This window comes from Clostridium saccharobutylicum DSM 13864, from assembly GCF_000473995.1.
GTDB lineage: Bacteria > Bacillota > Clostridia > Clostridiales > Clostridiaceae > Clostridium > Clostridium saccharobutylicum.
Window position 1 is genome coordinate 4,305,723 of sequence record NC_022571.1, and the last position, 16,145, is coordinate 4,321,867.

Consider the following 16,145-nt stretch of genomic DNA (forward strand, 5'->3'; position numbering starts at 1 on the left):
TATTATAATAGAAATATTCATCTATGTTAACAAAAAGTAAATTTCAACTTTTTTTACAAAATAACACAGTTTAAAAAGCTAAAAACCATCAATAGATTGTAAAAAATACATATCTATTGATGGTCACTTTATCTAATTTGTCAGTACATTTTCATTATTAATCACCAATTCTTATTTATTCTAATTGGTACTATGAAACACTACTTTTCTATAAGTTTCAAACTTAACCCATTTGTTAAAGAAATCACCTTGGGATTTTTCATTAATTTCCTTATATTCATTTAAAAATTTCGTAACTTCCTCATTAGAATTTACCTTCACTTCAAATCCTCTACCATTAATAACTGAAACTTCTTGATACTTATAGTCATAAATAGATTTAATACTAGTAATTTTCTTATCACGAACTTCAATTGCCACCCAGTCACGAAGAACTAATAAATCAAAATTCTCTGGATATTCAAAGCTTTCGCCTTTTGTTGGAAGCTTATCACCTACAGTATAAGTTTGCTCTTGTGGTTTATATTTGAATATAGACAATGTTTCTGTATCATAATAGAATTCTTCAAAAATATCTCCTCTTGCTTTTAATTCATTATACTCAAAAGCAAATTTTTCATTTTTACCATCACTATTATGAACATCTTCAATAACTCCGCAAGCTGATGTCATATTAGTAATACGATCTATTAAAATAAGTTCTCCTAATGTTTTATGCTCATCGAATTTATCAACAACTATCTTTTCAGAAAGTAAAATATCGCATGCTGCTATCTCATTTTTTGTTAAATATCCAGTAGGCAAATGTTTTCCTGTGTTTACATCAATTTTATATCTCACATCTGTAACAACACCAGTTAACATCTTAGTACCAACTTTTACAAAGTACTCTTTTCCTGCTGTTAATTCTGAATCATCCATCCAAAGGATTTTTGCACTAACTGATTTACTTGTTACAATGTTTGCTCCTTTTGTAAGTACACAGCCTCTTGATACATCAACTTCTTTATTAAGCTGTATTGTGACTGCCTGTCCTTTTCCTGCAATTTGTGATTCCTTATCTGTAATATGAATACTTTTTACTAATGCTTTCTCATTACTAGGAAGCGTTGTAATTTCATCTCCTACAGCAATACTTCCAGCTTCAATCTCTCCTTGAAATCCTCTAAAAGTATGATTTGGTCTACATACTCTTTGAACTGGCATATAGAATCCCTCTTCTGACTTACTATCAATTTCTACATTTTCTAGATATGGTAAAAGAGCCTCCCCACTATACCATGGAGTATTTTCTGACTTCTTTGTAACATTATCTCCTTCTGTAGCTGATACTGGAATTATATAAACATTTTCTAACGAAAGTTCTTTTTCTAATTCTTTAATTTGTTCCTGAATTTCTAGAAATCTTTCTTGACTATATCCTACTAAATCCATTTTATTAACTGCAAATACAAAATGTTTTACACCCATTAATGAACAAATTCTTGCATGTCTTCTTGTTTGAACTAGTACACCTTGCTTGGCATCTAACAATATAATAGCAAGTTCTGCAAATGATGCACCTACCGCCATGTTTCTAGTATATTCTTCATGTCCTGGAGTATCTGCTACAATAAAACTTCTATTATCAGTTGTAAAATAACGATATGCAACGTCTATTGTAATCCCTTGTTCACGCTCAGCCATTAAACCATCTAATAATAAAGAATAGTCTATAGCTCCGCCTCTGCTTCCAACTTTACTATCTAATTCCAAAGCTTTTTCTTGATCTGCATATAAAAGCTTTGAATCATATAAAATATGCCCAATAAGTGTAGATTTTCCGTCATCTACGCTACCACATGTTATAAACTTTAATAAGCTCTTCATTTTAGAAATACCCCTCTCTCTTTCTTCTTTCCATACTGCCTGCTGCTTCACTATCAATAACTCTGGTTGTTCTTTCAGATGATACAGCACTAAGAGTTTCATCAATAATCGCATCTAGAGTAACTGCATCTGATTCAAAACCACCTGTTAATGGATAGCATCCAAGTGTTCTAAATCGTATTTTTTTATACTCAATTTTCTCACCTGGTAATAACTTCAATCTATCATCATCCACCATAATAATATTGCCATCACGAGAAATACAAGGTCTTTCTTTTGCAAAATATAAAGGAACAATATCAATATTTTCACGCTTTATATACTGCCAAATATCATTTTCAGTCCAATTTGAAATTGGGAAAACTCTCATACTTTCACCTTTATTAATTTTTGTATTATAAAGTTTCCACATTTCTGGTCTTTGATTTTTAGGATCCCATGCTTGTGCTTCATTTCTAAACGAAAAAATTCTTTCCTTAGCACGAGATTTTTCTTCATCACGACGTCCACCGCCAAAAGCTGCTGTAAAACCATATTTAGTTAATCCTTGTTTTAAGGCTTGTGTCTTCATAATGTCAGTATACGCTGAACCATGATCAAAAGGATTAATTCCTTGCTTTATACCATCCTCATTTGAATGGACAATCATTTCTATTCCTAATTTTTTTGCTGTTTTATCACGAAATTCGATCATTTCTTTAAACTTCCATGTTGTATCTATATGCATGAAAGGAAATGGTGGCTTTTCAGGATAAAATGCTTTCATTGCAAGATGTAGCATAACCGAACTGTCTTTACCAATAGAATATAACATTACTGGTTTTTCACATTCTGCAGCTACTTCTCTAATAATATAAATTGCTTCTGCTTCTAATTTATCAAGATGTGATAATTCACTCATATATTAGTCCCCCTGTTATCTATAATAATTTAAATTTCCAAAATTTATTTAAAACATTTAGAAATTAATTTTTATTTTTTATTACTTTTTCTTTGATGTCACTAATACTTATTTGAATCTTTACGATTTATATCAATTGAATGCTCAGTTCCATCACTTTCTTCAATGTTCCAATGAACAATATCCTTTTCCAATTTAACTGTTAGTCTACTTCCTCTTCCTCCAATATCTGCTCCTAAATATAATGAAATTGCTCTTTTAGGACATTCTTTTATACAAGAGCTGCAGCCCCAACAATCCTTCGGATACTTTATATAAACTTTTCCATCTTCACTTGATTTTATAAGACTTCCTGGACATACAGATAAACATTTTTTGCATCCAATACATTTATCCTTATTAATTGCTATGCTCATAAACTTCACCTCTTTTAACTAAATCTCTATATAAAATTGTAAGTTTTCCATCCACAAGCTTTGAATTAACATATTTAAGCCATTCATTGCTTTTATCTGGATAATCCAGATTTTCTGCAAAACTATGCCATCTAGTTTCTTTTCTAGCCTTTAAATGAGCAATAACAGATTTACAAACTGTAAGTCTCTCTTTTAATTCATATACAAACATCAATTCATGCATATCTTCTGCATGAAGACATTCACTCAATTTCTCAATTTGTTCAATTTTCTCAGCTGCTAATTCCAATTGTTTTTCATTAAACTGATAATTAGTTCCAATTCCACCTGCATAGGTATCCATCACTTTTTGCATGGCTTCCTCTAGCTGCTCTACGCTGAACAGTTGATTTTCAAAATTCAACACTTTTTCAACTTCTTCTTTCTTGTTCTTTACAAGTAAATCTTCTTCCGATTTTAATAACTTAATATAATTTTTTTCATCAGTATTTATTGATTCTACTGCTGCTTTTGCTGCAATTTCACCTTCTACTAATGCACCTGTAACATATTTTTGTGGACACCCACCTGCAACATCACCAGCTGCAAAAAGACCTTTTACTGTTGTTTCCCTCTTAGTATCAACCCAATATCCGCTAGCAGTATGTCCTCCTACTATATATGGTTCTGTTCCCTCAATCTCTACATTTTGTTCACTTGGATTTTTACCACTTTCTATCCACTTTAAGGTCTGACTAGGCGCCATATTTAAATACGCTTTTTTAAGCTCCTCATCTTGAGCAGAACTAATACCTTCTGTTCTCAAATAACAAGGTCCTCTACCTTCTTGATTTTCTTTTACTGTCCCATAAACTCTTTCTGAAGTAGTTAATCCATATTTTGTTTCATATACTTCGCCTTTTGAATTAACTTGCTTTGCTCCTACCCCTTGTGCAATTGTACCTGTAGGTGCTATCGTATCTTTGCATCTTAAAGCAATGAATCTCATTTCAAAAGTTGTCATTTCAGCTCCTGCTTTTATTCCCATAGCATATCCTGCTCCAGTATTAAAAGGAGGATACCACATCTTATGCCTTGAAAATCCTGGATTGTTAGGCTTATACAAACCTGATGCTCCACCAGTCGCACATATTACTTTTTTTGCTCTTATTTCATATAAAACTTCTTCTTCCACATCAATTGCAAATGCTCCAAGTATATGATTATCTTTTACAATATAATCAATAACATTAACTTGATTCATAACTGTAACATCTTGAAGATTCTTTACTGCATCTGCTAAGATAGGTTTAATATTTTCACCATTAATTTTTATATTTCTATTTCCTCTAGCTACATATTCACCATTTTCATCTTTTAAAATTACAAGACCTAAATCCTCTAGTTTTTTTGTTGCTTTATTTAAACCTTGTGACATTGTAAGCAATAAATCTTCACGTACTATATTATCTGCATCCTTTTTTGCATAATCCACATAGTCCTCAGGAGTTCTTCCTTTAACTATATATGCGTTAATTGCATTTACTCCTGCTGCTAAACATCCACTTCTTTTTATATTAGCCTTTTCAAGGATAAGTACGGATGCATCAGATTTTTCCCGTATAGTTATAGCTGCATAGCATCCAGCAGTCCCTCCTCCAATAATTAATATATCTGTTTCTAATTGTTTTACTTGAACGTTCTTGCTCATATCATATCTCCTTTTTTAGGCACATTAGAAAAAATAATCTAAAATCATAATGGTATATTATTTTCTTGATTGTATCTAAATAACTACAGATACCTGCTCTGATTTAATTCTATTTTCTACAACCTTTGCCTGTTTTTCATTAAATGTATATACTCTATGAATTAAAACAAGCACTTCCTGACCTACCTTTAGCTCTTCCTGCTCTAAACTTCTATATCCATTAAATATTTCATTTCCAACTTGTACATCTATTTGAATATTATTACCTCCAAATGAAATTGATTTTACAATTCCCTTTTCTGCTGCAAGTGGAGTTAATATTTCTGTATCATCTTTAGCAATTTCTATAAATTCCGGTCTTATTATAGCTTTTGTTTCACTTAATTTTTCTTCCACTTCAAATCCTTTAAATTTTGTATAATCTTCTATTAGATTAGATTCTCCAATAAATTGTGCTACAAATGGTGTCTTAGGATTTTTATAAATTTCCACTGGACTTCCCTTTTGCTCTATACGACCTTTATTTGTAATAATTATTTCATCTGCAACCTCTACTGCTTCATCTTGATCATGAGTTACAAAAATACTAGTTATTCCAAGCTTAGATATAGTTTCTTTTAGCCATCTCCTAAGCTCTTTTCTTACCTTTGCATCTATAGCTGCGAAAGGTTCATCTAATAATAATAATTTAGGATTTGGTGCAAGTGCCCTTGCAAATGCAACCCTTTGTCTTTGTCCACCTGATAATTGACCAGGATATCTCTTTTCAAGACCTTTTAATCCAATAAGTTCTATAAGTTCATTAACTCTATTTTTTATAATTTTCTTATCCACTTTTTGTATTGAAAGACCAAATGCTATATTGTCATAAACAGTCATGTGGCGAAACAAAGCATAACTTTGAAATACAAATCCTATCCCACGTTTACCTGGTTTCACATCATTGACTTTTACGCCATTAATTATAATCTTACCTTTATCCGGTGTTTCAAGACCTGCTATCATCCTAAGTATTGTTGTCTTTCCACTTCCACTTGGTCCTAAAAGTCCAATTAGTTTTCCTTGCTCTATTGTAAAATTAATATTATCTGACGCTTTAAAATCTCCATAGTTTTTACTAATATTCTTTAGCTCAACATACATATTCTAGCCCTCCTTATTACTTTTCCACTCCACAATATTACGTAATATTAGAACAATAATTGCAATAATAACTAATATAGAAGCAACAGCAAAAGCTGCTGAAAACTGATACTCGTTATATAAGATTTCTATGTGTAATGGAAGAGTATTTGTCTTTCCTCTTATGTGCCCTGACACTACTGATACAGCCCCAAATTCTCCCATAGCTCTTGCTGCACAAAGTATTATTCCATAAACAAGTCCCCATTTAATATTAGGAAGAGTTATTTTTCTAAATATTTCAAATCCACCTGCTCCCATCATAGCAGCTGCTTCTTCTTCATCAGTTCCCTGAGCATTCATTAATGGGATTATCTCCCTTGCTACAAAAGGAAATGTTACAAATATTGTAGCTAATATTATTCCTGGTACAGCAAATATTATCTTTATATTATTTTCAACTAGAATACTATTTAAAAAACCTCCTTTTCCAAAAGTTAATACGAAGATTAATCCTGCAATAACTGGAGAAATAGCAAATGGTAAGTCAATTAACGTTCCCAGTAAGTTCTTACCTTTAAATTTAAACTTTGTAAGTGTCCATGCAACACATATACCAAATATAGTATTCATTATTGTTGCTATTATTGTTGCTATCAATGTAAGATTCATAGCTTTAATGGTATATCCGTCTGAAACAGCTTTAATATATGAATCAAATCCTTTTGATAAAGCTTCTGAAATTATCGATATCAATGGAACAATTAGCATTAATATAAGGAATAATACGCTTATACCTATTAATCCATATTTCAAGATTTTATTTTCGTCTTTATGCATTAATGTTTTTTTCACTTACTATTCACCTCATATCTGTTTTAATTTACTGTTATATAATTGAATTCCATTTATCGCAAATAGTATCAAAAATGATGCACATAGCATGACTAATGCTATTGCTGTTGCTCCACTATAATCATATTGTTCTAGTTTTGACATGATTAGAAGAGGTGCGATCTCAGTTTTCATTGGAATGTTTCCTGCTATAAAAACAACACTACCATATTCACCCACGCCTCTAGCAAAAGCCAAGCCAAAACCTGTTAATAACGGTGCTGCTATTTCTGGAAATATAACTCTAAAAAATGTTGTTATTTTACTAGCTCCAAGCATCATTGCTGCTTCTTCATACTGGCCGTCTAAATCTTCTAATACCGGTTGAATTGTTCTTACAACAAATGGAATTCCTATAAATGTCAATGCAATAACAATTCCTAAAAGAGAGAAAGAAGATTTTATTCCAACAGAATAAAGCATTTTTCCTATCCATCCATTTTCAGAATATAGTGTAGTAAGAGAAATACCCGCAACTGCTGTTGGTAAAGCAAATGGCAAATCAATTATTCCATCTATAAATCTTTTGAATGGGAAATCATATCTAACTAAAACCCATGCTAAAATTACTCCAAATATACTATTTATTATTGCTGCTATAAATGCACATCCAAAACTAACTAAATATCCATGTAATACTCTAGAATCTGAAACTGTACTTAGAAACTTATGAGTTCCCATTCCTCCTGACTTTATAATTAAAGCCGATAAAGGAATTAAAACAACAAGACTTAAATAAACAAGAGAGAAACCCATTGTTAGTGTAAAGCCTGGAATAACTCTTTTTGATTTGCCCATATCTATCCCCCACTCTTATTTTTTAGTTGATGATTAATGTTGATAAATAATTAATACTCAATGATTACTGTTGAAGCTTTTTCATTTTTAATTCACTATTCATCTTTTATTCCTAATCCTTCGTTACTTCTTTGGAATGTATATTTGATCAAATGTTCCTCCATCTGAAAAATGAGTTGCTTGAGCTTTTGCCCATCCTCCAAATAACGGGTCATCTATTGTAGTTAAATTTATATCTGGAAATGTATCCTTGTATTCTTCTACAACTTCCTTATCTCTAGGTCTATAATAATTTTGTGCTACTATTTCTTGACCTTCCTTAGAGTAAAGATAATCTAAATAACCTTGTGCAACTTCTCTAGTTCCCCTTTTATCCGCTACACTATCTACTACTGCAACCGAAGGTTCAGTTAAAATGCTCAATGAAGGCATCACTATTTCGTAATTATCTTTTCCAAGCTGATTAAGAGATAAAAGAGCTTCATTCTCCCACGCTATAAGCACATCCCCTTGTCCTCTTCCTACAAAACTTGTAGTAGCTCCTCTAGATCCTGAATCCAATACCACTACATTTGAATATAATTTAGACATAAAATCTTTTATAGCTTGTTCATCTCCATTATATTTCTTTGATGCATACGCCCATGCTGCTAAGTAATTCCACCTAGCACCTCCAGAAGTTTTTGGATTTGGAGTTACAACCGAAACATCATCTCTTGTTAAGTCATCCCAATCTTTTATATTCTTAGGATTTCCTTTTCTAACAAGAAAAACAATAGTTGATGTATATGGTGCGCTATTATCTTTTAATTTACTCTGCCAATCACTATTAATAATTCCTTGTTTACTTATAGCATCAATATCATATCCCAATGCTAAAGTTACAATATCTGCATCTAACCCTCCAATAACTGATTGTGCTTGTGAACCAGACCCTCCATGAGATTGATCTATTGTTACATCTTGTCTAGTTTTTTCTTTCCAGTACTTTTCAAAACTATCATTAAACTTTGTGTATAATTCCCTTGTAGGATCATACGATACATTCAATAGCTCTACAGATTTCTTTTCACCATTTGAACTTTGCTTTCCGCATCCCGAAAATATTCCTACAACTGCAACCACTATAAGCATCAAGGATAAATTTCTTATTGCTTTCATACTCTTACCCCCATTTTAATTCAGACTTTTTCAATTTTTCTTATATGTTTAGTAGGGATTAAGTTTAAAAATGCCCCATATAAATGAATAATATATACTTAACTCTAATAAATATATAAAAAATTTGCTTACTAAATATAATTTATACTCAATAGTATTCTAAATTTTTTTATTAATTAAATAAATTTTATATTATATATAACAATTTTATTTCATACTATTTCTATAAGATTTGTTTGTTTTATACTATATGCTATTTTTTTCAATTTGTCAATATTTTTTAATTTTAAATTTATAAATTTTCTGATTCATTTATGATAATGTCTTAGTTTACCACATTTGATTATGTCCCAAATTATTTATATAAAGAAAAGTTTAAAAAGTCTACTTTACGTAACAAAAATATTTCTCATTTCGGTTATTCACTACATAAATATAATTTATAGTTTGCATATCTATAAGTATAAATTTCATTAAATAATAAATACTATACCTTGAAAGCTAAATTATTACCCCTCTCTAATTGATATTTTAGCTTATCAAAACATTACTCTATACATAAGATTCAATACTAAAAAAAGATACCGAATAGAACTGTACATTTTCTATTTGGTATCTTTTGATATTCTATATTTATTTAAATTATTCTTTATATCTAACTATTTCAAACTATAAGTATTTATTATTCGAATTTTTTATACTTATATCGTATATATTATATTGTTAAATCTACTTTTTTGATTTTGTAACTCCATGGCATATACTGGCTGAGGAGCAACCTGAACAGCCACACCCACATCCGCCTTGTCCACTTTTTGTCTTCTTAACTTGTTTTTTTATTATAAAAGCAATATATGCAAATATAATAATCCCAATTATAAATGTTGCTAACATAAAATCAGACTCCTTTCATTTTATAATGCTATGTTAATTTAGGTACAATCAAAAAATAACAAATCTATTTTGTATAACTCAATTGTCCATCAATTTTATTTTCTTTTGAACTTCTTCCAGTGCTTACAACTATTAAAACAACAGCTATTGCTATTATTACTGATGTTATAGCTCCTGTTAAACTTCCAACTCCTAATATAAAATTACCTACTTGATTAATTACAAGTGCAACTATATATGCAGTTAATGTTTGGAATCCTAAAGTAATAAATGTCCATTTCCATGTTCCCATTTCACGTCTTATTGCACCAATTGCTGCAAAACAAGGAGCACAAAGTAAATTAAATGCCATAAATGCAAATCCACTAGCTGCTGTAAACATTGCTGCAACATTATTTACAAGCGCCGGATCGCTTTCACTTGCATCTGATACACCATATAAGACACCAAATGTACCAACAAGATTTTCTTTAGCAACAAGACCAGTAACAGTTGCAACAGCAGATTGCCAATTTCCAAAACCAATTGGTTCAAATATAGGAGCTATCAAATTACCTATGCTTGCTAAAATACTATCTCCTGCATCTACCATTTCAAATGACCAGTTAAATGATTGTAAGAACCATACTGCAGTACAAGAAACAAGAATAATTGTACCTGCTTTTTTAATAAAGGCTCTAACTCTTTCCCACATATGCATTACAACACTATTTAATTTAGGAATATGATATTGTGGTAATTCCATAACAAATGGTGATGTATCTCCAGCAAATAACTTAGTTTTCTTCAATATGATACCGCAAATGATAATCATTATTATCCCTAAAAAATAAGCTGATGGCGCAACCCAAGGTGAACCACTAAAGAACGCTCCTCCAATTAACGCTATAACTGGTAACTTAGCACTACAAGGAATAAATGTTGTTAACATAATTGTCATTTTTCTATCTCTATCATTTTCCATAGTACGTGTTGCCATAATACCTGGTACACCACATCCAGAACTAATAAGCATTGGTATAAACGACTTACCAGAAAGACCAAACTTACGGAAAATTCTATCCATAATGAAAGCAACACGAGCCATATATCCACAATCTTCAAGTATAGATAAGAATAAGAATAAAAGCGCAATTTGAGGTACAAATCCAAGTACAGATCCAACTCCACTAATTATCCCATCTATTATTAATCCTTGTAACCAATCAGCTACGTTTAAACTTACTAACCAATTTGAAACATTCCCTTGAATTATATCTGTAAAAAGAGTATCATTTATCCAATCAGTTGCTTGTGTTCCAATTGTTATTGCTACATAATAAACAGTAAACATAATTGCCACAAAAATTGGTAATGCTAAAAAACGATTGGTAACAACCTTATCTATCTTATCTGATGTATTTTCTTTTAATTTATTTTTCTTTTTAACAGCCTCTGAAACAACACTTCCAATAAACGAATATCTATCACCTGTTACAATACTTTCGCTATCATCATCGAATTCATTTTCACATTTTTTTATTATTCCCTCAATTTCATCCAAAGCACTTTTTGAAATTTTTAATTTATCTATTATATTAGAATCACGTTCAAAAAGTTTAATTGAAAGCCAATTAGTTTCATAATCTTCATAAGAAACTTTTTCTAGTATTATGTTTTTTATTTCTTTAAATGCTTCCTTAGCTTCATCTGAAAATGGTAAAGCAAATCTAGGTTTTTGTTTTTTATTTGCAACTTCAATTGCTTTTTCAGCTACAGCTTTAACACCATTGCCTTTAAGAGCTGATGTTTCTACAACTGGACATCCAAGTATTTGAGATAGTCTATTTAAATCAATCTTGTCTCCATTTTTTTCAACAATGTCCATCATGTTAAGTGCTATAACTGTTGGAATCCCAAGTTCTAAAATTTGAGTTGTCAAATATAGATTTCTTTCAATATTCGATCCATCTACAATATTAATTACCGCATCTGGTTTATCATTAATCATAAAATCACGTGTTACAACTTCTTCAAGAGTATATGGTGATAATGAATATACCCCTGGTAAGTCAACTATTTCTACATCCTTATGTCCTTTTAACTTACCGCCCTTTTTCTCAACTGTTACTCCAGGCCAATTACCAACGTATTGTGTTGAACCTGTAAGTTCATTAAACATAGTTGTCTTTCCACAGTTTGGATTACCTGCTAGCCCTATCTTAATTGCCATTTTTTCTTCCTCCTTGATATTAGTTATACTAACTTTCCTCAAAACTAAATTTTAATTTTTGCTATTTTCCAACCAATCTTTTTTTATAGCCACAAACTATTGTAAAATTATCATTTCTGCATCTGCTTTTCTAAGCGACAATTCATACCCACGCACAGTTACTTCCACAGGATCTCCAAGCGGTGCTACCTTACGAACATATATCTCACATCCTCTTGTAATTCCCATATCCATAATACGTCTACGAACTGCACCTTCGCCATCTACTTTCTTAACCCTAACAGTTTCTCCACACTTTGCCTCTTTTAATGTACTCACTATACTTTCCTCCCTATACAATAATTCTACTTGCCATTCCTTTATCTAAAGCAACTCTGGTATCTTTCACATTTATTATCAGATTTCCTCCAAATTCAGAAATAACTGTTACAACCTCTCCAGTAATAAAACCCAGACTGCTTAAAAATCTTCTCGTTTCATCATTTCCTTTAATCTTTTTAATGTTCATTTGACTTCCTAAGTTAGCTAATATTAATGGCATATCTTTTCCCCCCATAAATTTAATAAAATTTTAAATATAAAATTCATGTAATTAATATCTAATTGTATTTAATATTTACATATAAAATTATTTCAAAAGTCATTAATTAAAATCATAATCATATGATAATGATTCTTATTAATATCTTCGTATTAATAATAGCACTTTTTGTATCTATTGAAAATGATTTTCAATGACTTTTGTTAAATATTATCAATTTCTCAATGGTATCGTTTCATTTTTTTAATTCATTTAATTTTCACATGGATTAAATGATAATTATTATCTCTTTAACATATAGCTAAACAAAACACAGGTGTAAAGTTAACCAATTATAATCCATTTAACTGACAAAAATTAAGGCACTTTAAAATAAATAACAAGTGCAATTTGCTATAGATATTTTTCATCAGGCAAGGAGGTAAATTAACCTCATAGTCGACCTATTAGGTCAATTTACTGACGCAGATATATTATATACTAGAAAGAAGCTGTATTCTTTTTCTGAGTGTTGCATTTATAACTTGGCTGTAAGTATTTCTTGAATAGAAATTGTTCCTTTCTTGCTTGTCCTTAATTTATTTGAGGAACATGCAGGAATGGAACAACTTCTGCTGTTAGAAATCCACAGCCAAGTTATATAGCAACCGAGAAAAAGAATACAGCTTCTTTCGATAAGTTACTACATATGTGAAATTTATTTATCTTATGCTAAAGTTCTAAATTCATATCCTTGTTGTTTAAAATATTCTATTATCTGAGGAAGTGCTTTAGCAGTTTCTTCTTTTCCATAGGTATCATGCATAAGCATTACTACCATATCCTTTCCTTTTGCACTTTTTATAGCATAATTCACTAATTCATTAGCAGTTTTCTTTTTACCTTCTGCATCAGAATCGTAGGCACTCCAATCTATTGATGCCATATTATTATCACTCAAATACTCGTCTAGAGGCGCCATGTTTTTCCATGACATATGACCACCAGGACATCTAATAACTCTAGTTGAAAAGTTATCACCTAAAATATCTTTAAGTATTTTATCATTTTTATCAAAATCAGCTTTAAAATCCTGAAAATTTAGAGACCTACCTGGAAATAATACCTTATAATCATGACTATATGAATGATTACCTATTGCATGTCCACTGTTAAATTCCTTTCTTATAAGTGTTTTTGCTGTTTCTCCTCCATCTTCTATAGTTTTACCCATAACAAAAAAAGTTGCTTTAACATCGTATTTATCCAATGTTTCTAAGATCTTAGGAGTAACAGTTGTTGAAGCTCCATCATCGAAAGTTAAAAACACCATCTTTTTACCATTATTAGAATAATCATAATTTTTTAATTTTCTTTCTACTTCTACTGCATCATAAGCATATTTTTTACCTTCTTCACTTGTTCCTACCATAGTGCTATCTTTTTTCTCTTCAGTATCCTTTTGCTTATTATCTGATTCCTTACTATCATTTTGTTGAAATAAACTTATCGGATTGTTATTGCCTGCCTGTGCACAAGCCTTACAAATTGCTCCATTTCCTAAAAAAATCATCATCATTAAAACAATCATTCCACGTATAAAACTTTTTTCATTCGTTATTATTAATTTTTTCTTTTCATTATCATCATTTTTTATATTACGTTCTTCTAATGCTTTCAAATCTTCTTTGTTATACTCATTTGTTTCTTTTTCTGATTCCAACTTATTCAGATTTTCTCTCTTAGTACCTTCTTCTTTCCTATTGTTCATTTCTTTTTTTCTTAAAGTCATATTAAAATCCCCTTTTCTATTAAACATGAATTCATTTTGTATCCTTCTATTATTCATAATAATGATACAAAAATAATTACTTAAATTACGCTAAAATCAAATATCACTTCTAAGATTAGGTATATAAAAGTTTACATATTCTATCTTATTAATCTATTTCAGACTATATGAATATATAGAAAATTTTTATTAGGGATAAATTCCGCTCTTATTTACTTTTAACATATACAATCAAAGACATATAAAAATAGCCATCAAGTCATTTATTAACAACTTGATGGCTATTTTTACACATTCAAAAAGAGAATAATTTGCCTCCTTGCTTGATAAAAAATATCAATGGCAACTTTGGGCTTGTTATTTATTTTCATGTCCCTTATATATATTTCTCATAAATTAATATATATATAAACAAACTACGAACTGGATTTAAACTTTAAGATATATTCCCTACTAGAAAGAAAGGGGACTATTTTACGTAGTGTGCGTTGATAATTCTAAATTCTACGTTGTTTATCTATATTAAAATTCTTACTTAAAATATTCTATTCCTATCGCATTACGTACTTCACTTAAAGTTTGAGATGCTACTGCTCTTGCTTTATCACTGCCGTCCTTCAACATAGCATATACAGCATCCATATCTTTTTCAAATTCCATTCTTCTATTTCTTATTGGTTCAAGTTCAGCTTGTAATACTTCATTTAAATATCTTTTAACTTTCATGTCACCAAGACCACCACGTTTATAGTGCTCTTTCATTTCCTCTACTACTTCTTTATCTTTAGCAAAAACATCTAAATAAGTAAATACAGTATTTCCTTCTACTTGACCTGGATCTTCTACTCTTATATGATTTGGATCAGTATACATTGACATTACTTTCTTTTTTATTGTATCTGCATCATCAGATAAATAAATACAGTTTCCAATTGATTTACTCATTTTAGCTTTTCCATCAGTACCAGGTAATCTTCCAGCATTTGATGGTGGAAGTACTGCTTCTGGTTCAACTAAAATATCTCCATAAATAGAATTAAAGCTTCTAACAATTTCTCTAGTCTGTTCAATCATAGGTAATTGATCTTCCCCTACTGGTACTGTTGTTGCTTTAAATGCTGTAATATCTGCTGCTTGACTTACAGGATAAATTAAAAATCCAGCTGGAATACTATTTTCAAAATTCTTTTGTTTTATTTCTTGTTTAACTGTTGGATTTCTTTCTAATCTTGATAATGTAACAAGATTTAAATAGTGCATTGTAAGCTCATTTAATTCTGGTATTTGTGATTGCACAAATATAGTAGACTTTGCAGGATCAAGTCCAACTGCTAAATAATCTAATGCAACTTCTGTTAAACTATTTCTTATTTTTTCTGGATTTCTAGCATTATCAGTTAAAGCTTGTTGGTCTGCAATCATTATAAAACTTTCATATAAACCTGATTTTTGAAGTTCAACTCTGTTTTTTAAAGATCCAATATAATGTCCTATATGTAATTTACCTGTTGGTCTATCTCCAGTTAATATTATTTTTTTATCCATTAATAATTCACTCCTTAAAATTATTCATAAACTGTATATTACGCACATTCAAAAAAATGATCATGACATTTTGGACTTGTTATTTTCTTTCATGTGCCTTATTATTTTTTATTATTCCTAATAAGCAATAAAAAAACTCCATCCTAAACAAATAGGACGGAGTATATATCCGTTATACCACCTAAATTACATTATTACATAAATTAATATATTATACAAAATATATTAATTTAGATAGTCTTAATTAACTTAAAGTACATTAATACTTTATCTGCTATAAGGTGCAGACACCCATATCCGATACTCTCTAAACTTATTAAAATTTTAGATT

Annotated in this window: 14 protein-coding genes; all 14 read right to left on the minus strand. The window is 30.2% G+C overall.

Annotation, left to right across the window (positions count from 1 at the left end):
* Positions 1 to 180: 180 nt before the first annotated feature.
* Positions 181 to 1,869: a sulfate adenylyltransferase subunit 1 gene (locus CLSA_RS18710; RefSeq protein ID WP_077393818.1), complete on the minus strand. Its 1,689-nt coding sequence runs from the start codon at positions 1,867 to 1,869 to the stop codon at positions 181 to 183.
* A 1-nt stretch (position 1,870) separates the two neighbouring features.
* Entirely contained in the window at positions 1,871 to 2,770 is a 900-nt protein-coding gene (cysD, locus tag CLSA_RS18715) for a sulfate adenylyltransferase subunit CysD (RefSeq protein ID WP_022749035.1), read from the minus strand.
* 101 nt (positions 2,771 to 2,871) lie between these two features.
* A complete protein-coding gene (locus CLSA_RS18720) occupies positions 2,872 to 3,186 on the minus strand; it encodes a 4Fe-4S dicluster domain-containing protein (RefSeq protein WP_022749039.1) in 315 nt (104 codons plus the stop codon).
* Entirely contained in the window at positions 3,170 to 4,876 is a 1,707-nt protein-coding gene (locus CLSA_RS18725; protein WP_022749042.1) for an adenylyl-sulfate reductase subunit alpha, read from the minus strand. The genes CLSA_RS18720 and CLSA_RS18725 overlap by 17 nt, the downstream gene beginning before the upstream one ends.
* Positions 4,877 to 4,951: 75 nt before the next feature.
* Entirely contained in the window at positions 4,952 to 6,019 is a 1,068-nt protein-coding gene (locus CLSA_RS18730) for a sulfate/molybdate ABC transporter ATP-binding protein (RefSeq protein ID WP_022749044.1), read from the minus strand.
* Between the two features lie 3 nt (positions 6,020 to 6,022).
* Complete coding sequence (gene cysW, locus CLSA_RS18735; protein WP_022749047.1) at positions 6,023 to 6,838, minus strand: sulfate ABC transporter permease subunit CysW; 816 nt, start codon at positions 6,836 to 6,838, stop codon at positions 6,023 to 6,025.
* A gap of 27 nt (positions 6,839 to 6,865) precedes the next feature.
* Complete coding sequence (gene cysT / locus CLSA_RS18740) at positions 6,866 to 7,690, minus strand: sulfate ABC transporter permease subunit CysT (RefSeq protein ID WP_022749051.1); 825 nt, start codon at positions 7,688 to 7,690, stop codon at positions 6,866 to 6,868.
* 123 nt (positions 7,691 to 7,813) lie between these two features.
* On the minus strand, positions 7,814 to 8,851 hold the full coding sequence (locus tag CLSA_RS18745; RefSeq protein WP_022749055.1) for a sulfate ABC transporter substrate-binding protein: 1,038 nt from the start codon (positions 8,849 to 8,851) through the stop codon (positions 7,814 to 7,816).
* A 729-nt stretch (positions 8,852 to 9,580) separates the two neighbouring features.
* Positions 9,581 to 9,745 carry a FeoB-associated Cys-rich membrane protein gene (locus CLSA_RS22685; RefSeq protein WP_022749058.1) on the minus strand — a complete coding sequence of 55 codons (165 nt, stop codon included), beginning with the start codon at positions 9,743 to 9,745 and terminating at the stop codon, positions 9,581 to 9,583.
* 64 nt (positions 9,746 to 9,809) lie between these two features.
* Positions 9,810 to 11,957: a ferrous iron transport protein B gene (gene feoB, locus CLSA_RS18750; RefSeq protein ID WP_022749061.1), complete on the minus strand. Its 2,148-nt coding sequence runs from the start codon at positions 11,955 to 11,957 to the stop codon at positions 9,810 to 9,812.
* 96 nt (positions 11,958 to 12,053) lie between these two features.
* On the minus strand, positions 12,054 to 12,275 hold the full coding sequence (locus CLSA_RS18755) for a FeoA family protein (protein ID WP_022749065.1): 222 nt from the start codon (positions 12,273 to 12,275) through the stop codon (positions 12,054 to 12,056).
* A gap of 13 nt (positions 12,276 to 12,288) precedes the next feature.
* Positions 12,289 to 12,498 carry a FeoA family protein gene (locus CLSA_RS18760; protein ID WP_022749069.1) on the minus strand — a complete coding sequence of 70 codons (210 nt, stop codon included), beginning with the start codon at positions 12,496 to 12,498 and terminating at the stop codon, positions 12,289 to 12,291.
* A gap of 706 nt (positions 12,499 to 13,204) precedes the next feature.
* Positions 13,205 to 14,269, minus strand: coding sequence for a polysaccharide deacetylase family protein (locus CLSA_RS18765; RefSeq protein WP_022749072.1), 1,065 nt, complete (start codon positions 14,267 to 14,269; stop codon positions 13,205 to 13,207).
* A gap of 531 nt (positions 14,270 to 14,800) precedes the next feature.
* Positions 14,801 to 15,814 carry a tryptophan--tRNA ligase gene (gene trpS / locus CLSA_RS18770; protein WP_022749076.1) on the minus strand — a complete coding sequence of 338 codons (1,014 nt, stop codon included), beginning with the start codon at positions 15,812 to 15,814 and terminating at the stop codon, positions 14,801 to 14,803.
* Between the last annotated feature and the right edge of the window lie 331 nt (positions 15,815 to 16,145).